The following is a 22,761-nucleotide window of genomic DNA, read 5'->3' as shown; positions in this document are numbered from 1 at the left end:
TATAGTTAACCTCAAACTTTTTTACAAGATTATTTTTTATTATAATAAAAAAATTGATATTAACTTTATCCAACTATTTCTATTCAATTAAAATATGTAAAATTAAATAATTAATTAAAAATCTTTTCTTCACTATAATTAAAGTAAAATACTATCAATCATACCAACTCTAAACATCACTAAGAACACTTCTAAATATCACCCAGAAATCTAGCTAGTTAATAGTTAGAGTTATAATAATTAAATTAGAGTTAATCGATCTATTGCGAAAACAATAGTTAACTTTTCTAATCAGAATTGATTAAGTTTTTTAATGATAATAAAAGAAAAAATTAAGCTAAAACCTTTACTGAAAACTCAAACTATTGCAAAAAACGTCATCACTTACATCAAGTCACGATGGAATTAAAAACATTTATAAAATATTCAGTTATGAGAATAAGAAACCGTTAATGATATTCATCATTAACGGCCTATTAATTTAGATTAACCAATATTGGTCGGTTTAGTGTGATGAGGTAATATTAAATTTAGTACAATAGCTAAAATGCCACACAAGCTAATTCCTTGCAGTGCATAAGAGCCAAAATCAAAAATCATTCCACCAATACCAAATACTAATACCAATGAAACAATACACATATTACGAGAAACGGATAGATCCACTTTATGTTTGACTAAAATATTAATGCCAACCGATGCAATTGACCCAAACAGTAGTACCATAATGCCTCCCATAACTACCGTTGGAATGGAGCTTAAAAAAGCGCCAATTTTTCCAACAAAAGACATTAAAATCGCCCAAATTGCAGCCCAAGTCATCACTCTTGTTTTGAAATTACGCGTTAACGTTACTGCACCAATTACTTCTGCATAAGTAATACAAGGTGGACCACCCAAAAATCCAGCAGTAGAAGTCGCGAGTCCGTCACCTAACAAAGTACGTTGTAAACCTGGTTCACGGGTATAATCTTTACCTGTAACAGAACTAATTGCCATAATATCACCTACATGTTCAATGGTTGGTGCGATAACAATTGGAAGCATATATAAAATAGCTTGCCATTGAAATGTTGGAAACGTGAAATCAGGAACTTTAAACCATGGAGCATCAATAACCGGTTGAAAACTGACAATACCAAATAAACACGAAAGTGTATACCCAACGATGATCCCTGCAATAATGGGCACTAATTTAAAAAAACCTTTTGCCCAAATCGCCATAGCTAAAGTAGTGACGAGTGATGCCATTGAAATAATAATTAATTGATAGTTTTCAGCGGGTAAATCACTATCTTTACCCATTGCCATGCCGACAGCAACAGGCGCTAGAGATAAACCAATAACCATAATAATTGGGCCGGTCACAACTGGTGGTAAAATTCGGTTAATTACATCATTTCCATTAATTTTTACTAAAAAAGCAAAAAACATAAACACAAAACCTGCGGCAACTAAACCACCTAATGTTGCAGGTATTCCCCACTGAGCTACGCCAAATGAAATTGGTGCAATAAAAGCAAAGGAAGAAGCTAAAAATACTGGTACTTTCCCTTTAGTGGTAAGTTGAAACAATAGTGTCCCGACACCAGCGGTAAACAGTGCGACATTTGGGTTTAATCCAGTTAGTAGAGGAACTAAAACTAATGCACCAAATGCAACAAATAACATTTGAGCACCGGTGAAAATGTCCTGCCACGAGTATTTAGATAGATCAGCTTCATGTTTTATTGCATCTTTTGTGATTTTTGCCACGTTCACAATCTCCTTTTCAACTTGATATTTAGCTGATAAATAATTCAATAATTAATTAACAGGCATAAAAAAACCGGATAAACCGGTCTAAAATTTGAGATTTTATTTGGTGCCGAATATTTTGTCACCAGCATCACCAAGCCCAGGTAAGATGTAGCCTTTATCATTCAGCCTTTCATCAATTGAAGCGGTATAAAGTTCGACATCAGGATGCGCCTGTTCAAGTGTTTTAATTCCTTCTGGAGCAGCAACTAAAACCAATACTTTAATATTTTTACAACCTGCTTTCTTAAGCAAATCAATAGTTGCAACCATTGAACCACCTGTAGCAAGCATTGGATCAACAACCAAAGCCATTCGTTCTTCAATATCAGAAGTTAATTTTTGAAAATAAGGGACTGGTTCAAGAGTTTCTTCATTACGATAAAATCCAACGACGCTAATTCTTGCACTCGGTACATGTTCCAATACACCATCCATCATACCTAAACCTGCTCGCAGAATTGGCACTACTGTGATTTTTTTGCCTTTAATGCGTTCTACTTGAACAGGACCACACCAACCTTCAATGGTTACCGTTTCGGTTGGAAGATTCGCCGTTGCTTCATAAGTTAATAAGCTGCCTACTTCGCTGGCAAGGTCACGGAAATCTTTTGTGCTAATATCATGTTCACGCATTAAACCAATTTTATGACGTACAAGAGGGTGTTTTACTTCAACAATTTTCATGGGGGCCTCAGTGTTATTCTTTCAAGACATAATTAGTAGGTATAAATAACCACTGAGTGATAATACTAACATAAATCTCACTTTATGAAAACCTGAAATCAATAAGAGATCTGATAACATAACTATCTACAATAAAATAAAAAAATGAAAATTAATGATAGGAATCAGTTTTCTTTTTATTTTTTTAATAAGGTACCAAACTCAAAAGGTATTTTGCGAATTAAATAAAAAAGGAATATGTAAAGGTAATGTTGAATTAGTTTATTGATTGTATTACAAAAAATTATGCAAATTTTAATGCAAAAGCACGTCGAAAAGAATATTGGATGTATACATTAGTTAATGCTATCACCAGATTTTTATAATGACGCTTGATACTTCGGGACTTTGCTATGTTACGTCTATAAATATGCGTTGGCAGTAATACTCCTTTCTTTAGCTGTTTCAGTACAGCGCTTACATGATACAAATAAATTAGATTGGTGGTTCTGATTTTTGTTCCATTTGGCGGTGCTGTATTACTTGTTATGTTTGTGTGGGATTTAATACCTAGTACTAACCAATATGGTGAAAATCCTAAAGGATTATAATTTCCAATAACCTCATTACTAGAGGTAATGAGGTTAACTAAATTTCAGTGTTATTTATTACTTTATTAAATACTTTCACCGTCTAAATACTTAACAGGCAGATCAATTATATTCTGGTCTATTTGTTCTCCATTAATACGTTTTAGTAACATTTCTGCTGATTTCTGACCTATTTCAATTCTCGGTGTTAAAATAGAAGCTAATTTTGGCGTGACGACTTGTCCAACATCATGTCCATGAAAACCAGCAATAGCTAGTTGTTCAGGTATTTTAATACCTAACCGTTGACATTCAAACAGTACCCCAAGCGCTAAATCATCGTTAGTACTAAAAACACCATCAATTTGTGGATACTCTTTCAATGCTTGATGGAGTAATTGCTTACCTAATGAATAAGATGAAGATTCTATTGTCGCAAAAGTTTTGGTAGACAGTCCTGCATCTCGCATGGCTTGTTCATAACCTTGCTGACGAATAATACTTCTATCATCCTGGCGTGCACTAATATAAGCAATATGTTTATGACCTTTTTTAATCATGCGATTAACCATATTCTTAGTTACTTCATAATTATCAAAACCCACAGCCATATCAATACAAGGCGAAACACTATCCATAATTTCAACTACAGGTACTCCTGATATTTCAATCATTTTTCGTGTTGCAGCGGTATGTGTACGTTCAGTTAATATCAATCCATCAATATTATAAGCAAGTAACGATCGCAACCGCATTTCTTCTTTTTCGGGATTATACCCTGTGTGTGCAATCATAGTTTGGTAACGATGTTTGTCTGTTACTAGTTCGATACCTTTTAATACTTCAGCAAACACCTGATTAGTTAGTGATGGTAATAATACACCAATCGCATTACTTTTTGCATTTGACAGCATATCTGGTGCTTTATTAGGGATATAACCAAGTTCGTCTATTGCCGCTGATATTTGTAATTGAAGTGGCTTTGATACAAGATTAGGATCACGTAAAAATCGGCTTACCGTCATTTTACTAATGCCAATAAAATCTGCTATTTCCTGCAAACCTGCACGGCGTTTTTTTATATTAACCATGTTTTTTTACTACTCATTAATATTTTCCTAAAGCGCCGGTTGCCAATCTATTGGTGTTTTTCCCTGTTGCCCAATAAGCTCATTCGCTTTTGAAAAATGCTTACAACCCAAAAAACCACGATGTGCAGACAATGGTGATGGATGAACGGAAGTTAATACATGGTGTTTTTTACGATCAATAAACTGACCTTTTTTTTGCGCAGGCGATCCCCATAACAAAAAAACCACGCCTTCAAGGTATTTATCAATTACAGCAATTACGTGATCGGTAAATGTTTCCCAACCTATTTTGGCATGTGAATGAGCTTGCCCAGCTTCAACAGTTAATACATTGTTTAACAATAATACGCCTTGCGTTGCCCAAGAGGCAAGGTATCCATGAGAAGGAATTTTAAAACCTTCAATATCAGTCGAGAGCTCTTTATAAATATTTAATAAAGAAGGAGGTGGTTTTATACCTGGTAACACTGAAAATGAAAGACCATGCGCTTGATTAGGGCCATGATAAGGATCTTGCCCTAAAATTACCACTTTAATTTCATTAAATGGAGTAAAACGAAAAGCATTAAAAACATCGTGCTGAGGAGGATAAATAATCTTCCCTTCAGCACGTTGTGATGCGACAAATTGCATTATCTGTTGAAAATAAGGTTTTTCTTTCTCAGATCCAATGACATCATGCCATGTTAATTGATTAGTCATACAATACCTATATTATTTTATGGCTCAACAACATTATTTACTGGTTGCAATAATTATACCTAAAAATAATAATAAGCCTATTGCTAATCAATTTTATACAATTTAAAAAAACTCTTAAATATTCATCTAAACATAAAATCACCATAGGCTGTCCATATGGCATTGATGTTAGTGGAATATTTTTATAATACTCCAGATCGTTACCCATTGCTGTTCCAAATGAAACATTTAAAAATGTACCTTCATCATTAATATTAGTTTTCAATATTTACATAACTAATCCAAAAGTTGCTATTTTATTAGCAGAAGGTTTTGAGAAAGCTGAAGCAATAATTATTTATAAAGCACTTTGTCACTTCCAGATTGAAGTTCACCTGTTAGCATGTCAAAATCAGATTATAGCCACTAACTATCATAAATATTGATATGAAAGCACATGCTTTAAAATCAACGTTCTATGATGCCAACATTTTACCTGGTGGAGCTGACGGAACAATCAACTTAGGTAAAAGTCCAGATGTGATTCAATTTATTAAATCACACGATCTACCGGTAAATGGATTTATCCAATCTGTTCTGTAAAAGTAAAAGTGTTAAGTAAAAAAATTTACTTAAAGGTAGAAGGTACGTATTTTCCAGTGATTTGTATAAAAATGCTCATGACAGTGTTTTGTTGTTCAAGATGTCGTTTTAGATAAAAATATTTTTAGTGGTAAAGGTCTTGGTAGGGCATTTAAATTTGCTTTTACACTTGCAGAATTGCTTAATATGGATAAAAAAGAGGTTAATTTTCAAGCTGAGCACATTTATATCTCGTATTGATCATATCAATTTTGGTGTTTTAATTATTGCTGCATCTTTTAAATTTCCTCAAAAAAGATCCATCTAAATTAAACAATAAATTGTAAAAGATTTAGACAGTTGCTTGCAAGCATTGCAATTACAGTGAAAAAGCTAACCAAAGGTATTACTTATTGAATTAATAGTTCGTTTTGACTTTAATCAAATTTTGAAAGTGCTATATTAACCTATAATTAATAAGGGCAATAAGGCCCGTTAGGAGGATTTAAAAATGATTACAGGTATCCAAATTACTAAAGCTGACAATGCTGCACTACTTAACTCTTTTTGGTTATTAGATGATTCAACAAAAGAAGCTCGTTGTGTAGCTGCTAAATCTGTTTATAAAGAAGATCAAATTATTCCAACTGCTGAATTAGGTCAATTTGAATATCGCGAAGTACCTTTAGATGTAGCACCAACAATCAAAGTTGAAGGTGGTCAACATTTAAATGTTAATGTTCTTCGTCGTGAAACCTTAGAAGATGCAGTAAAACATCCAGAAAAATATCCACAATTAACTATTCGTGTTTCTGGTTATGCAGTACGTTTTAATTCTTTAACAGCAGAACAACAACGTGACGTTATTGCACGTACTTTTACTACAAAAATGTAATTGGTATTAATATTATTTGTGCCTAATAATAATTAACATAAAAAGGATAACGAAAGTTATCCTTTTTTATTGAAATGATCATTTACTTATACAATTATTAAATAACTTAATAGTCTTAGTTTTAAGTCAAGAATAAAAAATCCCCATTATCTGATCAAAGCAAATTGATAAGATTAAACGCCAAAAATCAAAATTACTAAAAAATCATCGTAATAAATTATATTTTAATCTAATGAATTAATTAATGCTGATATATCAGCTCGCTCCATATAATTAACATTTACATAAGCAAAATGAATTTTTTTATCCTGACCAATTAAGTAAGTTGCAGGTATTGGTAATTTATAACTATCATCACCATTAAAATTAGGTAAATAAGCTCCCAAACACTTGTATAGTTCTCTAACATTTTCTGGTAATGTAAAAACTAAACCAAATTTATTAGCAACCTGATTTTCAACATCAGATAATATATTAATTGATAGCGATTTTTCTTTTTTTAATTGTGCACTAATTTCAGATTTTTGTGGTGAAATGGCAAGAAAATGCATATTTTTTTCTTGTTGGATCAATTTTAAATTACTTTCGAAATGTTCTAATTCTTTGACACAAAACGGGCACCAACTACCGCGGAAAAAACTAATTACGACTGGTTTATTTTCAAGTAATTTATATAAATTAATCTCCTGATTCTCCGTTGATATTAATGAAAAATTTGGTGCAATATCTCCATGTTGCAAAGCATGACTATCTAATTTTTTACTTAACATATCCGATAATGAACTTTCCATGATATTTAACATATCTTGAGGTAATTGTTCAATCATACCTTGTTTTAATAATTCTAACTCTTCAATTGTTTTCATTAAGTGATATCCTTTGTTAATACATTTTCATAAATTTGGCTCAATACTTTTTTAAATATAGCAACATCATTATCAGATAAATTGTTCGTTATTTTTTCAATCCATAAACTATGCTGTTTTAATGTTTCCGTTAATAAGTCAGTACCTGCAGCAGTTAAAGAAACCAAAGTAATCCTTTTATCTTTTTTATCGTTTCTTTTGGATATTAACTGCTTATTAACTAATGAACTAATAAGAGTGGTTGTAGAAGCTTTAGTTATTCCTAGTCGTTTAGCTATTTCTTGTAAAGATAATTCTTGATATTCTTGTAATAAAACTAAAATAATTAATCGACTCTCTGAGAGATCAAATTGTTGCAGACGCTTAGAACATTCAATATCAATCAAATTAGACACTGATAACAAAGTAAAGCATGTTCGAATTTTTTCTAAATTAATAGTATTTTCTTTTTTCAAAATATTACAAAAAGATAAATATCGATTTTCTAGTTGCATATATAAATTTCAAAAATTAGTTAGGTACCTTACTATTTTTATATGCTAAATAAAATATGCTTTAATGTCAAACAGTTGTTTTAAATATTGGGTGTATAGGAAAGAAGAGAAGAGAAGAGAAGAGAAGAGAAAAATTATAATATGAGTAAGACAATAACAAAATCGAGCCTTAATGGCTCGATTGCATTATTATTGATTAATATTAACCAAAAAACTTTTTCACTTTATCAAAAAAGCTTTTTTCTTTCGGGCTATGTTTAGAGCTTTTATCCGCTTTAAAACTTTCACCTAACTCTTTCAATAGCTCTTTTTGTTTACTAGTTAAATTAACTGGTGTTTCAACTACAACATGACAATAAAGATCGCCAACCGAACTACCACGTAATGATTTAATACCTTTACCGCGTAACCGGAACATTTTGCCTGTTTGTGTTTCAGCAGGAATAGTTAAACTTACCTTTCCGTTAAGGGTTGGAACCTCAACTTCACCGCCAAGTGATGCTAAAACAATATTAATTGGTATTTCACAATGTAAATTAGTGCCATCACGTTCAAAAATCGCATGCTGGTTAATTTGTACTTGAACATATAAATCACCAGCAGGAGCACCATTTAAACCTGCTTCACCTTCACCAGCAAGTCGAATTCGGTTTCCAGTATCAACACCCGCTGGAATAGTTACTGATAATGTTTTATTTTTTTGTACACGACCTTCACCATGACACTTCTTACATGGATTTTTAACAACTTTACCACGACCATGACAGGTTGGACATTCTTGTTGTACTGCAAAAAATCCTTGGCGCATTTGTACAACGCCAGCACCATGGCAGGTATCACAAGTAACGACATCCGATGATTTTTCAGTACCTTGTCCATGACAATTATCACATGTAACCCAAGTTGGTACTTTAATTTCTTTGCTGACACCGTTAGCTGCTTCTTCTAGTGTTAGCTGCATATTATATTGCAGATCAGCGCCTCGTGATGCCGTTTGACCACGTCCACGCCCTCCTCCAAAGAAGTCACTGAATAGATCATCAAATGCACCACCACCAAAACCACTGAAACCGCCAAAACCACCTGCTCCAGCGCCACCACCTTGTTCAAATGCTGCATGTCCATATTGATCATAAGCAGCTTTCTTTTGGGCATCGGTCAAAATCTCATATGCTTCTTTGACTTCTTTAAATTTTGCTTCAGCTTCGGCTTTGTTATCCTGGTTTTTGTCAGGGTGATATTTCATGGCAAGGCGTTTATAGGCTTTTTTTATTTCACTTTCGGTGGCTGTTTTGCTTACGCCTAATATTTCATAATAATCTTTCTTCGCCATAATTAACCTTTATTTTATCATAACATAAACAACTAAACGGGCTTGAGTTACCTCGCGCCCGTTTAATGTGTTACATGTTTAAAACTCGTTGAAATAACTCATTAAAAAACATTTTTATTAATGCTTATTATTTTTTCTCGTCATCAACTTCTTTAAAATCAGCATCAACAACATCATCTTGCGCCGCAGAACCGCTGTTTGCTTGGTTTGCAGATTGACCAGCTTGAGCTTGTTGTTGTTCTAATTCAAGCAATTTTTTAGATGCTTCCATCAATGCATTGATTTTTGCTTCAATTTCAGCTTTATCTTCACCGCGAGCAGCAACTTCTAAAGCGCTTACTGCATCTTCAATCGCTTTTTTATCATCTGCTGATAGTTGATCACCAGCTTCTGTCACTTTTTTACGAGTTGAGTGAACAAGATGATCCGCTTGGTTACGCACTTGAGCTAACTCTTCAAATTTACGGTCAGCATCGGCATTTGCTTCAGCATCATTTACCATTTTTTGAATCTCTTCTTCACTTAAACCAGAAGAAGCCTTAATAGTAATGTTTTGTTCACGACCCGTATTTTTGTCTTTCGCTGATACATGTAAGATACCGTCAGCGTCGATATCAAAAGTAACTTCAATTTGTGGCATACCACGAGGTGCAGCTTGAATACCATCAAGGTTAAATTGACCTAATGATTTATTATCACTAGCACGTTTACGTTCACCTTGTAACACATGGATAGTTACTGCTGATTGGTTATCTTCAGCTGTTGAGAACACTTGACTATGTTTAGTTGGGATAGTTGTGTTTTTCTCAATTAAGGTAGTCATTACACCACCCATAGTTTCAATACCAAGTGATAATGGTGTTACGTCAAGTAATAATACATCTTTAACATCACCACCAAGTACACCACCTTGTACTGCAGCACCAACTGCAACAGCTTCATCAGGGTTTACATCTTTACGTGGTTCTTTACCAAAGAAGTCAGCAACCGCTTTTTGCACCATTGGCATACGTGTTTGACCGCCGACTAAAATTACATCTTTAATATCAGATACAGAAAGACCAGCATCTTGTAAAGCAGTTTTAACTGGATCCATTGAACGTTTAACTAAATCTTCTACTAAAGATTCAAGTTTTGCACGTGTTACTTTAATATTTAAATGTTTTGGTCCAGTTGCATCAGCAGTGATATATGGTAAGTTGATATCAGTTTGTTGTGCTGATGATAATTCAATTTTCGCTTTTTCAGCTGCTTCTTTTAAACGTTGCATTGCAAGTGGATCATTTTTAAGATCGAAACCTTGTTCACGTTTAAATTCATCAACTAAGTAGTTAATTAAACGAGAGTCAAAGTCTTCACCACCTAAGTGAGTATCACCATTGGTTGCTAATACTTCAAACGTTTTTTCACCATCAACATCATCAATTTCGATAATTGAAATATCGAATGTACCACCACCAAGGTCATATACGGCGATAGTGCGGTTACCCACATCTTTATCTAAACCATAAGCAAGCGCTGCTGCTGTTGGTTCGTTAATGATACGTTTAACATCTAAACCAGCAATACGACCAGCATCTTTTGTTGCTTGACGTTGAGCATCATTGAAATAAGCTGGAACAGTGATAACTGCTTCAGTAACTGCTTCACCAAGATAATCTTCTGCTGTTTTTTTCATTTTCTTTAATACTTCAGCAGAGATTTGTGGTGGAGCAATTTTTTGACCTTTAACATCAACCCACGCATCGCCGTTGTCAGCTTTTACAATTTTGTATGGCATAATACCTACATCACGTTGTACTTCAGCATCTTCAAAACGACGACCAATTAAACGTTTAATAGCAAATAATGTATTTTGTGGATTTGTTACTGCTTGGCGTTTTGCTGGTTGACCAACTAAAATTTCACCATCTTGTGTATAAGCAATAATGGAAGGGGTTGTACGATCACCTTCTGCATTTTCTAATACTTTTGCTTGCCCATTGTCCATCACTGCAACACATGAATTTGTTGTACCTAAATCGATACCAATAATTTTACCCATAATCTTTGTCTCCTCAAAACCTGTATTTTATTTCTTGTATATAAGTCTTAAATTTTAATTTTCAAGCTTTAAATTTATACAAAGGAATATTTTTGTTTCAACATAAATGGGAACAATATTGTTAATATCAAGTGGCAATATAAAAATTTTTTAATTTATCTTGATTGCTAGATTCTCTGCACTTATTATTGCCGCTCTTTTTTTATAGTAAAACTTAATTTATAGGATCTTTATGGAACAAACAAAACTTGCCAATCCTGGCCCTTTAGGTTTAATGGGATTTGGAATGACAACAATTTTATTAAATATTCATAATGCAGGATTTTTTCCTGTTATGACTGTGATTGTCTCAATGGGTATTTTTTATGGTGGTCTTGCACAAGTTATTGCTGGTATTTTAGAATTCCGCAAAGGCAATACGTTTGGAACAACCGCGTTTACTTCTTATGGTTTCTTTTGGATCGCATTAGTTGGCATTTGGTATTTACCTACTTCACCAGCAACAGCACCTTCTGATGCAACATTTGTAGGTATTTTCCTTGCTTTATGGGGAATTTTCACTGGTTTTATGTTTATTGGTACCTTAAAAGGCAATCGTGCATTACAATTTGTTTTTGCAAGCCTAACACTATTATTTGCTCTATTAGCAATTGGTAATATCTCAGGTGATCATGGCATTATTCATATCGCTGGATTTGAAGGTATTATTTGTGGTGCAAGTGCAATTTATTTGGCAATGGCAGAAGTAATTAACGAACAATTCGGCCGTACTATTTTGCCTATTGGCGCACCTAAAGGCGCAGCGCATTAATAAAATTAAGCAGTCATACAACGACTCTATTAAGTGAGCAATGAAAACGGGGAAATGTCCCCGTTTTTTTATACTTAATAAAAGCAATTAAAGCCGATTATTTTTTATAAGCATCATTATGCACACCAACCGCCGCTCGGCCTGATGGATCGTTTAAGTTTTTAAATGATTCATCCCATTCAATTGCTTTAGCCGTTGAACATGCAACAGTTGGACCACCCGGTACACAATGAGCAGCACTTTCAACTGGGAATAATTCATCAAAAATTTCACGATACATGTATGCTTCTTTCGATGCAGGCGTATTGTAAGGGAAGCGGAATTTTGCATTTTCTAGTTGTTGATCAGTAATCTTGCTTTCAGCAATCTCTTTTAATGTATCAATCCAGCTATAACCAACACCGTCAGAGAATTGTTCTTTTTGACGCCAAACTACTGATGCAGGTAAATAAGATTCAAATGCTTCACGAACAATGTGTTTTTCCATTTTACCGTTGCTGCCACACATTTTATCTTTTGGATTAATGCGCATCGCTACATCTAAGAATTTTTTATCTAAGAATGGTACCCGAGCCTCAACACCCCAAGCTGCCATAGCTTTATTTGCCCGTGCACAATCATACATATGTAACGCAGCTAATTTACGAACGGTTTCTTCATGGAACTCTTTTGCATTTGGCGCTTTATGGAAATACAAATAACCACCAAATACTTCATCGGCGCCTTCGCCTGATAGAACCATTTTTATACCCATTGCTTTGATCTTACGCGCCATTAAATACATTGGCGTTGAAGCACGAATGGTTGTTACATCGTAAGTTTCGATGTAGTAAATGACATCGCGAATCGCATCAATACCTTCTTGAATAGTAAAGTTAATTTCGTGATGAACGGTGCCTAAATGGTCAGCAACAGCTTGCGCGGCTTTCAAATCTGGCGCACCTTTTAAACCTACTGCAAATGAGTGTAACTGTGGCCACCATGCTTCAGATTTTTCATGATCTTCAACACGACGCGCTGAGAATTTTTTGGTGATTGCAGAAATAACTGAGGAGTCAAGACCGCCAGATAATAACACGCCGTAAGGCACATCAGACATAAGATGGCTTTTAACAGACTCTTCTAAAGCAATACGTAGCGCATTAATATCGGTCTTGTTATCTTTTACATTTTCGTAGTCCATCCAGTCACGTTGGTAATAGGTTTTAATTTCACCTTCAGTACTAGATAAATAACTTCCAGGAGGGAAAGCTTCAATGGTTTTACAAACTGGTACTAATGCTTTCATTTCTGAAGCAACATAAAATGTACCGTTTTCATCATATCCCATATACATAGGGATAATGCCGATGTGATCACGACCAATGAAATAAGTGCCTTTATTGATGTCATAAAGGATAAAAGCAAACATCCCTTGTAATTCATCAAGACAATGGATACCTTTTTCTTGATAAAGGGCTAAGATTACTTCACAGTCAGAACCTGTTTGAAATTCATAACGATCTTTGTACTGATTTCGGAGTTCTTGATGATTATAAATTTCGCCATTGACTGCTAAAACTAAAGTTTTATCTTTATTATAAAGTGGCTGAGATCCTGTATTAACATCTACAATTGATAAACGTTCATGAGCTAAAATAGCTTTATCAGAAGCAAAAATACCAGACCAATCAGGACCACGATGACGCTGTAGACTTGATAGCTCTAATGCTTTTGTTCGTAGTTGTTCTGGATCTGATTTTATATCAAGAATACCTAAAATCGAACACATTGATTTTCTCCATTTAAAATCGCCTAAGCGATACAATTTACAAGTAAAAACTAACTATCTGTATGAAAATATTCATATCATTTGTTGTTATTGGTAATTATGCTCTTTTCAAAAGAATGAATGTGAGCAAAATTCTAAATAAACAGCATACACATTATTGATACACAATTAAAGTACAATATCGTTATGCTTTTCCTATCATTGCAAAAAGATCACAATTATTTCTTTTGCCATTGACCTTGCTGCTTTATATATTGACCTGCTGGTGTTTTGTCTTGCGCTTTACTACCAGCTCGATTTTCTACTTCATTTAATGGAACATTACTTTCAGCAGAAACTTTTTGGTACTGTGCTTTGCGAGCTTGATTAATTAAATTTGCAATCTCACTGGCATTACCTTCATTTTTTACTACACCTAAGTAACCATCTGCTTGTTCTCCTACTAATCCTTGCGCTTTGGCTTGGCTTAGCGAATCGATGGCTTGGTCCAAAGTCAGTGCTGATACAGAAAAAGATAAAACAGCAGTAAATAAAGCTATTGTCACTTTTTTATAGAAACTCATAGCACACTCCTTAATCATACTTTTTATTATTGAATTTGAAAGTAACAAAAGATTTTTAGTCATCTTTGCTATCTTCTTACCATAAATAATGCATTAATAAAATTTTACTTTTTAATATAATCCAGATTTATTGATAATATTGTCTAATGCTTTATCCACTTTAATATTAATTTCATGATCGATTTTTACATTTAAATTAATATTAATAGGTTCGCTTGGCGTTTGCACTTTAACCGTTGGCGAACATCCTATTAACACACTACCTAATATCATTATTGCAATAACTTGTCGTATCATAAAATGACCTCTTATTTTGCAGATTCCTTTTTTAAATTCGCTTCAATACGTTTACGAATTGGTTCGCTTATTTGATCTGATAATTGTAAACTCATTAGCAGCTTGGCGATGTTTTCTTCTAATGTTACATTTAAATTGACGGCTTTGCCATCTTCAACATCTAAATTATGTCCTTGGATATGAAGCCCTAATTTAGCAACATCATCAGCATAATCAACCGTTCCATCCAGTTTAGTATAATGAAAATTTTTAATAATATCTGTGAGTATTTTCATATTAGGATTACTTTTAGCATAATTTTTTAAAGCTGAATTTTCAAACTGTAAATAGCCTTGATTAGTTGTGGTTAGCTGTCCTTTTTTAATTATCGGCTTAAAAGTTACACCTTCTTTTTTATTCACAGATAATAATGTAATAGGTAATAACCCATCAATAGCACCCTCACCAGCCAGTCCTTCAGCTGGATATGTAGCGAAAATATCTTTTAATTGTATCTGTTTTAACCTTAAATTAAATTGTTGAGGTAATTTTGCTAAATTCAATCTACTGGCTTCAAGAAATATAGAGCCTGAAAAAATATCCGCTTGTGCCTTTTTCCAGATAATCGTACCGTTATTTGGTGAATTAAACGATGCCGTATAACTACCAGACAATTTTACCTGTTGTAATGCGATCCCCATATTTATCTCTTGTATATTGAGTGTTGGCACTGAAACTGTAAATTGTTTATTTTTTATATCAATATTGATATTACCCGTAGCAGAATTTATTTCACTATTTTTGTAAATACCGTTGAATTTATTAAGATTTAATTTAGCTGTAGCTAATATTTGTTTAGGTTCAACTGGAATTGGAGATTGCACTTTAAAAGTTAACGCTCCATTTAATTGGCTAAATATAGAATCGTCAGATAAATTCGCTTTCTCTATAGTTACTGAGGCATTGCCAGAATTAGTTAATTCAAATCGATTATTGGTGATCCAACCCGTGAACGGCAGTAATATTTTGCCGTTTTCAATACCAAACTGATTTAAAGTAGTGGTTAAAACACCATTTTGGATATCAACACGCAAATCATTTTGATTGAATAATAATGTGGCCGAAAGATTAGCAATATATTGATTATTTGTCGATACGTCCAGATGAATAGCTTGTTGCTGCTTCGTTGCTGTAATTTTAACATCAAAAAGCTCTTGATTTTGTTCATAAACTCGCAAGGAGTTTATATCGATCGTCGATGGTAACCAATAAACAATGGTTGGTATAAATGAATAATCAAACCCCGATTGATTTTGCTTTTCAGATGCGGTTTCAACAATATTTTTGGTATTATCAGTGGCGATTTTGCTATCACTTGATTGCCAATCAATATTAAGATTTTGGGCTGATAGTTTTGACCAAGAGATCACCACATCTTTAGCCGTAACTGTAAATTGCGCCTCTTTATTAACAATCAATTGATCAAATGAAAGACCAGATAGGTTAATATGAGCACCTTGCCAGTTTATTGAGAATCCATACTCTTGTTTAAATTCTTGCCAATAACGCCAACCCAATAGACCAAGTATCGTGATAAATATTAAAATACTGAGTGAAAGCCAATAGCGTTTTTTTAAACGAGCCATATTCGTTCTCAACTTAACTAAAATTATTGCCGGAATCATCCGGCAATAATAGGATGGTTATGCGAGTGTTTGCTCTCGCTGATTAATATATGCTAGTGCTTTATCGATTCTTGCTAGCGTGCGTTTTTTACCAACAGCAAATACCGTTGCATCAACAGATGGTGATTGACCAATACCTGTTACCGCAACACGAAGTGGCATACCTATTTTACCCATACCAATTTCAAGCTCAGTAGCCGTTGCTTCAATAACTTCATGGATTTTATGAATTTCCCAATCAAAATCAGCAATAGCTTCAATTTTTGCTCGGATGTTTTCTAGAGGCTCTTTAGCGACAGGGCGTAGGTGTTTTTTTGCAGCATCAGCATCAAAATCAGAAAAATCTTGATAGCAATAAGCACACGATTGAGCCATCTCTTTTAGTGTTTTGCAACGTTCACCGAATAACTTAATAATTGTAATAAGATCTGGGCCTTGTGATAAATCATAGCCCTGTTGATTCATATGCCAAACTAAATGCTGAGCAACATAATCAGCGTCTAAATGATTAATATAATGGTGATTTAACCAAAGTAATTTTTCAGTATTAAATGCACTTGCAGACTTACTTACTGCATCTAGTGAGAAGAAATCAATCATTTCTGGCACTGAAAATATCTCTTGATCACCATGAGACCAACCAAGACGAACTAAATAGTTCAGTAATGCCTCTGGCAAATAACCATCATCACGGTATTGCATCACGCTTACTGCACCATGACGTTTAGACAATTTTTGTCCATCATCACCTAAAATCATTGATACGTGCCCATATTCAGGCAGTGGCGCCCCCAATGCTTTTAAAATATTAATTTGGCGAGGCGTATTATTGATATGATCTTCACCACGAATAACATGGGTGATTTCCATATCCCAGTCATCAACAACAACACAAAAGTTATAAGTTGGAGAACCATCAGTACGACGAATAATTAGATCATCAAGCTCTTTATTAGCAATTTCAATTGGACCACGGATCAAATCATTAAAAACAACTACACCATCTACTGGATTAGCAAAACGGACAACATGCGGTTTTGTATGTGAGTGCTGTTTTTGTAGTTCATCACAACGACAATGACCGTCATAGCGAGCTTTTTCACCTTTCGCCATTTGCTCTTCACGTAATTTTTCAAGACGTTCTTTCGAACAGTAACAACGATAAGCGGTACCTTTAGCTAACATTTCATCAATAACTTGATTGTAGCGATCAAAACGTTTAGTTTGATAATAAGGGCCTTCATCCCATGACAATTTTAACCAATTCATACCTTCCATAATCGCTTCAATCGCTTCTGGTGTTGAACGCTCAAGATCAGTATCTTCAATACGTAATACAAACGCACCTTTTGCATGACGAGTATAGAGCCAAGAGTAAAGCGCTGTACGTGCACCACCTACATGTAAATAGCCTGTTGGGCTAGGTGCAAAACGGGTTTTAATTTTCATGAAATAATCCTAATAATAACAGAAATGAGCGCCGATACTATTAAGGTTATCATTTGCGCTCTTTTTATTTTGACAATATCAATTAATAGAATAACTTTTTGATATAAATTCATTTTAGTTGCTTATTCTAACACGCTAAAAGGTTTCGGCAATAGTCATGTTAATGTTAGAAAATTAATAACTAACTTGTAAAAAAGTTTGAGGTTAAGCATACGTTTGAGTATAAAACATTGATACTTAACCTTTGTATTTTGAATAATTAATGCGCCTCATCCCAGTTATTGCCGATACCGACATCGACTTTTAAAGGTACAGATAACTGATAACAATTTTCCATAATCTTTTTAATTTCTGTACAATATTGCTCAACAAACGCATCTTTTACTTCAAATACTAATTCATCGTGTACTTGCATCACCATTTTAATATTATCTGCGGATTGATTTTTTATCCACTCACTCATTTTTATCATGGCAGTTTTGATAATATCGGCCGCGGTACCTTGCATTGGTGCATTAATAGCTGCTCGTTCCGCTCCACGCTTTTCAATACCGTTAGTTGATCTAATTTTAGGTAGATACAAACGACGACCTGACAAGGTTTCAACGTAACCTTGCTCAGCAGCAAGTTGGCGAGTTTGTTCCATATATTGTTGAACACCTGGATAGCGTTCAAAATAACGATCGATGTAAAACTGCGCTTCTTTACGAGGGATATTAATCTGTTTAGATAACCCAAAAGCACTCATACCATAAATTAAACCAAAATTAACCGCTTTAGCACGTCTTCGCTCTTCATTGGTGACTTCTGATTCAGCTTTACCTAATATTTCACCAGCGGTTACTCGGTGAATATCTTTATCATGAGCAAAAGCATTAAGTAAACTTTCATCTTGCGACAAATGCGCCATAATACGTAACTCAATTTGTGAATAGTCAGCAGAAATGATTTTACAACCTTTCGGCGCAATAAATGCTTGGCGAATACGTCGACCTTCTTCATTACGTACCGGAATATTTTGTAAGTTCGGATCGTTAGATGATAATCGCCCCGTGATAGTACCGATTTGATTATAGTTAGTATGAATACGATGATCGATTGGACTAATCATCAATGGTAATTTATCAGTATAAGTATTTTTTAATTTAGCTAATCCACGATAGAACAAAATCATTCGCGGTAATTCGTATTCGTTAGCCAGTTCACTTAATACTTCTTCGCTGGTTGAAGGGTCACCTTTTGGCGTCTTTTTTAAAACAGGTAAATTGTGTTTATCAAATAAAATCGCTTGAATCTGTTTTGGTGAGGCTGGATTAAATTTTTCGCCAGCGAGTGATTGCAGTTGCGCTTCAATTTCAATTAATTGTTTAGCTAACTCATAAGAATAGTCATTTAATTGTTTCGCATCAACCAATACACCTGTTCTTTCCATTTCAGCTAATACTATAGCCAGTGGCATCTCAATATCAGTAAATAGCTTTGTTAATTTTTGGTCTTTTTCAAGTTCTGGCCACAATTTTTCATGCAGTTGCAATGTAATATCGGCATCTTCAGCCGCATATTGAGTGGTTTTTTCTACTTCAATAGCATCAATGGTAACTTTCTTTTTATCTACTTTAGTGAGCTCATCATAAGTGATGGTTTTATGATTGAGATAACGATTTGCCATACTATCCATATCATGACGTTCAGTACTATTTAATACATAAGATTCAAGCATGGTATCAAAGGCAATACCACTCACCTTAATGCCATAATTAGCTAATATGCTGTAATCAAATTTAGCATTTTGCGCAATTTTTTTAATCTCTGGGTTTTCAAGTACAGGTTTTAATTTGGCTAATACCTCGGTTAAAGGTAATTGCTCTGGTACCCCTAAATACTGATGAGCCAGTGGAATGTAGGCGGCTTGATAAGGTTCAACACTCAGCGATATACCCACTAATTTAGCATGTACATGATCAACATTATCGGTTTCAGTGTCAAAAGCAAATTGCTTGCTATTGGTTAACTTGATAACCCAGTCATCAAGCTGTTCATGCGTTAATATACATTGGTAATCGGTCTCTTTCTTTTGTGCAGTAACTGAATGTTGTTGATCTTCCAATAACGATAAACTTTCACCTGCGATGCCATTTTTTTGCTGTTTTAGAAACGTACCCGCAATTAACTCTTTTTGCCAACGATGAAAGCCATAATAAGCAAACAATTCAACCAATTTATTGACATCAATATCAGTAATGAGCAGTTGCTCATTAGTAAAATCTAATTTTACATCGGTTTTGATGGTAGCAAGCAAATAGGAAAGTTCAGCTTCATTTTGATTATCAATTAATTTTTGTTTTAGGGATTTTGCACCACGGATCGATAATTTTTCAATATCATCTAAGCGTGTATAAATATCTTTAACACTGGTAAATTCAGTCAATAAGCTTTGTGCCGTTTTTTCACCTACACCCGGCACACCCGGTATATTATCGGAGGAATCACCTCTTAACGCTAAATAATCAATAATTTTTTCGGGTGGAACACCAAATTTATCCATCACACCTTTTGGATCTAGCACAGAATTATTCATTGTGTTAATTAGTGTGATTTTATCACTCACCAACTGCGCCATATCTTTATCGCCAGTACTAATTAGCACGTCCAGATTTTCGCGTTCAGCTTGTCTGGCTAAGGTACCAATAACGTCATCTGCCTCAACTCCTTCAATACATAGTAAAGGCAACCCCATCGCTTTTAAAATAGTATGAATAGGCTCAATTTGAGGGCGAAGATTTTCAGGCATCGCTTCACGCGTAGCTTTATATTCGCTGTAGATCTCATTACGAAATGAACCTCCCTTCGCATCAAAAACCACCGCAATATGGGTAGGGTTATATTGATTGATTAAACTGCGAATCATATTAATCACACCAAAAATAGCGCCAGTTGGCTCACCTTTGGCATTAGTTAATGGAGGGCATGCAAAAAAAGCACGGTAAAGATACGAAGATCCATCAATTAGGATAATTGGTGTGTTATTTGGCATTTCTATTACCCAAATGTTATTCAAGTTAATGGCTGATAGTATAACCTAATTAACCGTAATATTCTTATTCATGACCATAATATAATGTAAAGAAGTTTCAGATTAACTATACGTTTCAGTATAAAAAACCAGTAAACAACTATATATTGTTTAATAAGTGTTATATAATATTGCCTTTGTTTTCGCCTGAGTATGTAATAGATGACAGAATTAAGTCTTGCTGCGCAAAAAGTCAAAGAAGCTCTCGCCGCTAAAAATCTTGAAACCCCATCAAGTCGTTTAGATATGGATAGTAGCGAACGGAAAGCTAAAATTGAAGCACATTTCCGAGAAATTATGAAGCTTATGGAGCTTGATTTGAGTGATGATAGCCTCGCTGAAACTCCGCACCGCGTTGCAAAGATGTATGTTGACGAAATATTTTCTGGACTTAACTATCATAACTTTCCCAAAATCACCCTAATTGAAAATAAAATGCAGGTTGATGAAATGATAACTGTTCGGGATATTACCTTAACGAGTGTGTGTGAACACCATTTTGTTACTATTGATGGTAAAGCTACTGTTTCTTATATCCCAAAAGATAAAGTGATCGGTCTATCGAAAATTAATCGGATTGTTGAGTTTTTTTCGCAACGCCCACAAGTACAAGAAAGATTAACCCAACAAATTTTAGTTGCACTGCAAACTCTTTTAGGAACAGTTAATGTTGCAGTTTCAATTGATGCCACACACTATTGTGTAAAAGCTCGTGGAATTAAAGATTCAAATAGTCTAACAACAACTACTGCATTAGGTGGAGGGTTTAAAACTAATCCAAGCACCCGGCAAGAATTTTTAAGAGCATTGAAACACTATTAATAAAAATTATAGATATATACCAATATGATATGTAATTTATCAGTAAAGTAATAAAAGTATAAATAACAAGCCAATGAGCTATTTTGTTGTGAAATTTTTATCTAATAATCAATATTAATTTACGCAAACCAAAAATATGCGTTAAGACTTGATATCACAATCAAATCTTATTTATTCAATAAGTGTAATATTCCATATATAACCATAAAAAGCACAGTTGTTATTGCGTGCATCTTCAAGAAAGATTGGTATAATTGGCAACTATTTTAGTTAAAACATAACAATTAATTAACACGCTTTAATGAAGATAATCCGCGGTATTGGCAATTTAAACAATGAGTTTACTCAATGTGTACTAACATTGGGTAACTTTGATGGTGTGCATTTAGGACACCAACAATTAATTAACCATTTGATAGAACAAGGTAAAAAATTAAATTTACCCACAGTGGTTATGTTATTTGAACCTCAACCATTAGAGTTTTTTTGCAAGCAACAAGCCCCAGCAAGATTAACTTCATTTAAAGAAAAAGTGACGTTAATTGAAAAGCTCGGTATCGACTATATTATTGCCGTTCCCTTCACCCAAACCTTTGCCAATATGTCAGCCAATACTTTTATTCAAGATTGGTTAATTAACAAATTAAAAGCTAAATATATTGCTATTGGTGATGATTTTCGATTTGGGCATGGGCGGAAAGGCGATATTCATCTTTTACAAAATTATGCACACAACCATCATTTTGCCGTTCAAAGTATGCCAACACTGGTTTGGAATAACTTAAGAATTAGTAGCACTGCGGTGCGAGAAGCATTATTAAATAGCGACTTTAAATTAGCACTTTGCCTTTTAGGGCGTGATTATACTATTGAAGGACGTGTAATACATGGCAATGCTTTAGCTAGACAATTAGGGTTTCCCACAGCCAATATTCATCTACACCGCAAAAAACCAGCGCTGCAAGGTGTTTATCTGGTTAAAGTCAAAAACTGCTGTAGTAATCAAGATTATCAAGGTATTGCCAACATAGGGGTAAGACCCACAATTCAAGGTAAAAAAGCAATATTAGAGGTGAATCTGTTTGACTTTTCAGGTGATATTTATGGACAATATTTAGACGTCACTTTTGTTCATAAGTTACGTGATGAGAAAAAATTTGATTCATTGTCAGAATTAAAAGAACAAATAACACAAGATATTTGCACTGCGAAAGAGATCAGTGCAAAATTAACTAATTAAAAAGTAGTATCAACAAAATTAACTGGAATAAA

General features: G+C 34.1%; 20 protein-coding genes and 1 pseudogene. 6 read left to right on the top strand and 15 right to left on the bottom strand.

Annotation, left to right across the window (positions count from 1 at the left end):
- Positions 1-486: 486 nt before the first annotated feature.
- Both GAPWK_RS00365 and upp read right to left on the bottom strand, forming a co-directional pair.
- Positions 487-1,746, bottom strand: coding sequence for a uracil-xanthine permease family protein (locus GAPWK_RS00365; protein ID WP_038517669.1), 1,260 nt, complete (start codon positions 1,744-1,746; stop codon positions 487-489).
- A gap of 111 nt (positions 1,747-1,857) precedes the next feature.
- Positions 1,858-2,484, bottom strand: coding sequence for a uracil phosphoribosyltransferase (gene upp, locus GAPWK_RS00360; protein ID WP_025314320.1), 627 nt, complete (start codon positions 2,482-2,484; stop codon positions 1,858-1,860).
- Between the two features lie 387 nt (positions 2,485-2,871).
- On the opposite strand from upp, the gene GAPWK_RS15425 reads away from it, so the two are divergent.
- The gene (locus GAPWK_RS15425; RefSeq protein WP_407919845.1) at positions 2,872-2,976 is read left to right on the top strand and encodes a DUF805 domain-containing protein; all 105 of its coding nucleotides are present in this window, start codon (positions 2,872-2,874) and stop codon (positions 2,974-2,976) included.
- A gap of 163 nt (positions 2,977-3,139) precedes the next feature.
- Here the strand turns inward: GAPWK_RS15425 and gntR are convergent, their stop codons facing one another.
- The 3 genes and pseudogenes from gntR to GAPWK_RS15420 form a co-directional block, all read right to left on the bottom strand.
- A complete protein-coding gene (gene gntR, locus GAPWK_RS00355; RefSeq protein ID WP_162471750.1) occupies positions 3,140-4,144 on the bottom strand; it encodes a gluconate operon transcriptional repressor GntR in 1,005 nt (334 codons plus the stop codon).
- Between the two features lie 27 nt (positions 4,145-4,171).
- On the bottom strand, positions 4,172-4,846 hold the full coding sequence (gene ung, locus GAPWK_RS00350) for a uracil-DNA glycosylase (protein ID WP_025314318.1): 675 nt from the start codon (positions 4,844-4,846) through the stop codon (positions 4,172-4,174).
- Positions 4,847-4,949: 103 nt separating this feature from the next.
- Positions 4,950-5,102 (bottom strand): annotated as a pseudogene (locus GAPWK_RS15420) (glycoside hydrolase family 88 protein); the annotation flags it as partial.
- 170 nt (positions 5,103-5,272) lie between these two features.
- Here GAPWK_RS15420 and GAPWK_RS15170 point away from each other — a divergent pair.
- Positions 5,273-5,428 (top strand): hypothetical protein, encoded by a 156-nt coding sequence (locus GAPWK_RS15170; protein WP_211306570.1) that lies wholly within the window; start codon positions 5,273-5,275, stop codon positions 5,426-5,428.
- A 490-nt stretch (positions 5,429-5,918) separates the two neighbouring features.
- A complete protein-coding gene (grcA, locus tag GAPWK_RS00340; protein WP_025314317.1) occupies positions 5,919-6,302 on the top strand; it encodes an autonomous glycyl radical cofactor GrcA in 384 nt (127 codons plus the stop codon).
- A gap of 224 nt (positions 6,303-6,526) precedes the next feature.
- Here grcA and GAPWK_RS00335 read toward each other — a convergent pair whose 3' ends face one another.
- The 4 genes from GAPWK_RS00335 to dnaK form a co-directional block, all read right to left on the bottom strand.
- Entirely contained in the window at positions 6,527-7,168 is a 642-nt protein-coding gene (locus GAPWK_RS00335; RefSeq protein ID WP_025314316.1) for a peroxiredoxin-like family protein, read from the bottom strand.
- Positions 7,168-7,662 carry a MarR family winged helix-turn-helix transcriptional regulator gene (locus GAPWK_RS00330; protein WP_025314315.1) on the bottom strand — a complete coding sequence of 165 codons (495 nt, stop codon included), beginning with the start codon at positions 7,660-7,662 and terminating at the stop codon, positions 7,168-7,170. Before GAPWK_RS00330 ends, GAPWK_RS00335 begins: the two co-directional genes overlap by 1 nt.
- A gap of 202 nt (positions 7,663-7,864) precedes the next feature.
- Complete coding sequence (dnaJ, locus tag GAPWK_RS00325; protein WP_025314314.1) at positions 7,865-8,995, bottom strand: molecular chaperone DnaJ; 1,131 nt, start codon at positions 8,993-8,995, stop codon at positions 7,865-7,867.
- A 127-nt stretch (positions 8,996-9,122) separates the two neighbouring features.
- Positions 9,123-11,039, bottom strand: a complete 1,917-nt coding sequence (dnaK, locus tag GAPWK_RS00320) for a molecular chaperone DnaK (protein ID WP_025314313.1) — start codon at positions 11,037-11,039, stop codon at positions 9,123-9,125.
- Positions 11,040-11,271: 232 nt separating this feature from the next.
- Here dnaK and satP point away from each other — a divergent pair, with 232 nt between their 5' ends.
- Complete coding sequence (gene satP, locus GAPWK_RS00315) at positions 11,272-11,850, top strand: acetate uptake transporter (RefSeq protein WP_025314312.1); 579 nt, start codon at positions 11,272-11,274, stop codon at positions 11,848-11,850.
- A 97-nt stretch (positions 11,851-11,947) separates the two neighbouring features.
- On the opposite strand, the gene asnB is transcribed toward satP, so the two are convergent.
- The 6 genes from asnB to polA form a co-directional block, all read right to left on the bottom strand.
- Positions 11,948-13,621, bottom strand: a complete 1,674-nt coding sequence (asnB, locus tag GAPWK_RS00310) for an asparagine synthase B (protein ID WP_025314311.1) — start codon at positions 13,619-13,621, stop codon at positions 11,948-11,950.
- Positions 13,622-13,839: 218 nt separating this feature from the next.
- Entirely contained in the window at positions 13,840-14,184 is a 345-nt protein-coding gene (locus tag GAPWK_RS00305; protein ID WP_025314310.1) for a YdbL family protein, read from the bottom strand.
- 111 nt (positions 14,185-14,295) lie between these two features.
- The gene (locus GAPWK_RS00300) at positions 14,296-14,481 is read right to left on the bottom strand and encodes a YnbE family lipoprotein (RefSeq protein WP_038516960.1); all 186 of its coding nucleotides are present in this window, start codon (positions 14,479-14,481) and stop codon (positions 14,296-14,298) included.
- Positions 14,482-14,492: 11 nt separating this feature from the next.
- Positions 14,493-16,106 carry an intermembrane phospholipid transport protein YdbH family protein gene (locus GAPWK_RS00295; RefSeq protein WP_025314308.1) on the bottom strand — a complete coding sequence of 538 codons (1,614 nt, stop codon included), beginning with the start codon at positions 16,104-16,106 and terminating at the stop codon, positions 14,493-14,495.
- 57 nt (positions 16,107-16,163) lie between these two features.
- Entirely contained in the window at positions 16,164-17,594 is a 1,431-nt protein-coding gene (gltX, locus tag GAPWK_RS00290; RefSeq protein ID WP_025314307.1) for a glutamate--tRNA ligase, read from the bottom strand.
- A gap of 259 nt (positions 17,595-17,853) precedes the next feature.
- Positions 17,854-20,628, bottom strand: coding sequence for a DNA polymerase I (polA, locus tag GAPWK_RS00285; RefSeq protein WP_025314306.1), 2,775 nt, complete (start codon positions 20,626-20,628; stop codon positions 17,854-17,856).
- Between the two features lie 201 nt (positions 20,629-20,829).
- On the opposite strand from polA, the gene folE reads away from it, so the two are divergent.
- A complete protein-coding gene (gene folE / locus GAPWK_RS00280) occupies positions 20,830-21,489 on the top strand; it encodes a GTP cyclohydrolase I FolE (protein WP_025314305.1) in 660 nt (219 codons plus the stop codon).
- A 301-nt stretch (positions 21,490-21,790) separates the two neighbouring features.
- The gene (ribF, locus tag GAPWK_RS00275) at positions 21,791-22,729 is read left to right on the top strand and encodes a bifunctional riboflavin kinase/FAD synthetase (RefSeq protein ID WP_025314304.1); all 939 of its coding nucleotides are present in this window, start codon (positions 21,791-21,793) and stop codon (positions 22,727-22,729) included.
- The last annotated feature ends 32 nt before the right edge of the window (positions 22,730-22,761 follow it).

The sequence above is a fragment of the Gilliamella apicola genome, from assembly GCF_000599985.1.
GTDB lineage: Bacteria > Pseudomonadota > Gammaproteobacteria > Enterobacterales > Orbaceae > Gilliamella > Gilliamella apicola.
Note: the sequence above shows the minus strand (reverse complement) of the source record. Positions and strands in the feature narration are given on the sequence as shown.

What these genes read in the sequence shown, in the direction of transcription:
- asnB (WP_025314311.1), bottom strand. Translation starts at nt 13,621, where the DNA reads ATGTGTTCGATTTTAGGTATTCTTGATATAAAATCAGATCCAGAACAA.
- GAPWK_RS15170 (WP_211306570.1), top strand. Translation starts at nt 5,273, where the DNA reads ATGAAAGCACATGCTTTAAAATCAACGTTCTATGATGCCAACATTTTA.
- gltX (WP_025314307.1), bottom strand. Translation starts at nt 17,594, where the DNA reads ATGAAAATTAAAACCCGTTTTGCACCTAGCCCAACAGGCTATTTACAT.
- upp (WP_025314320.1), bottom strand. Translation starts at nt 2,484, where the DNA reads ATGAAAATTGTTGAAGTAAAACACCCTCTTGTACGTCATAAAATTGGT.
- GAPWK_RS00305 (WP_025314310.1), bottom strand. Translation starts at nt 14,184, where the DNA reads ATGAGTTTCTATAAAAAAGTGACAATAGCTTTATTTACTGCTGTTTTA.
- grcA (WP_025314317.1), top strand. Translation starts at nt 5,919, where the DNA reads ATGATTACAGGTATCCAAATTACTAAAGCTGACAATGCTGCACTACTT.
- satP (WP_025314312.1), top strand. Translation starts at nt 11,272, where the DNA reads ATGGAACAAACAAAACTTGCCAATCCTGGCCCTTTAGGTTTAATGGGA.
- dnaK (WP_025314313.1), bottom strand. Translation starts at nt 11,039, where the DNA reads ATGGGTAAAATTATTGGTATCGATTTAGGTACAACAAATTCATGTGTT.
- GAPWK_RS00300 (WP_038516960.1), bottom strand. Translation starts at nt 14,481, where the DNA reads ATGATACGACAAGTTATTGCAATAATGATATTAGGTAGTGTGTTAATA.
- gntR (WP_162471750.1), bottom strand. Translation starts at nt 4,144, where the DNA reads ATGGTTAATATAAAAAAACGCCGTGCAGGTTTGCAGGAAATAGCAGAT.
- ribF (WP_025314304.1), top strand. Translation starts at nt 21,791, where the DNA reads ATGAAGATAATCCGCGGTATTGGCAATTTAAACAATGAGTTTACTCAA.
- ung (WP_025314318.1), bottom strand. Translation starts at nt 4,846, where the DNA reads ATGACTAATCAATTAACATGGCATGATGTCATTGGATCTGAGAAAGAA.
- folE (WP_025314305.1), top strand. Translation starts at nt 20,830, where the DNA reads ATGACAGAATTAAGTCTTGCTGCGCAAAAAGTCAAAGAAGCTCTCGCC.
- polA (WP_025314306.1), bottom strand. Translation starts at nt 20,628, where the DNA reads ATGCCAAATAACACACCAATTATCCTAATTGATGGATCTTCGTATCTT.
- GAPWK_RS00295 (WP_025314308.1), bottom strand. Translation starts at nt 16,106, where the DNA reads ATGGCTCGTTTAAAAAAACGCTATTGGCTTTCACTCAGTATTTTAATA.
- dnaJ (WP_025314314.1), bottom strand. Translation starts at nt 8,995, where the DNA reads ATGGCGAAGAAAGATTATTATGAAATATTAGGCGTAAGCAAAACAGCC.
- GAPWK_RS00335 (WP_025314316.1), bottom strand. Translation starts at nt 7,168, where the DNA reads ATGAAAACAATTGAAGAGTTAGAATTATTAAAACAAGGTATGATTGAA.
- GAPWK_RS00330 (WP_025314315.1), bottom strand. Translation starts at nt 7,662, where the DNA reads ATGCAACTAGAAAATCGATATTTATCTTTTTGTAATATTTTGAAAAAA.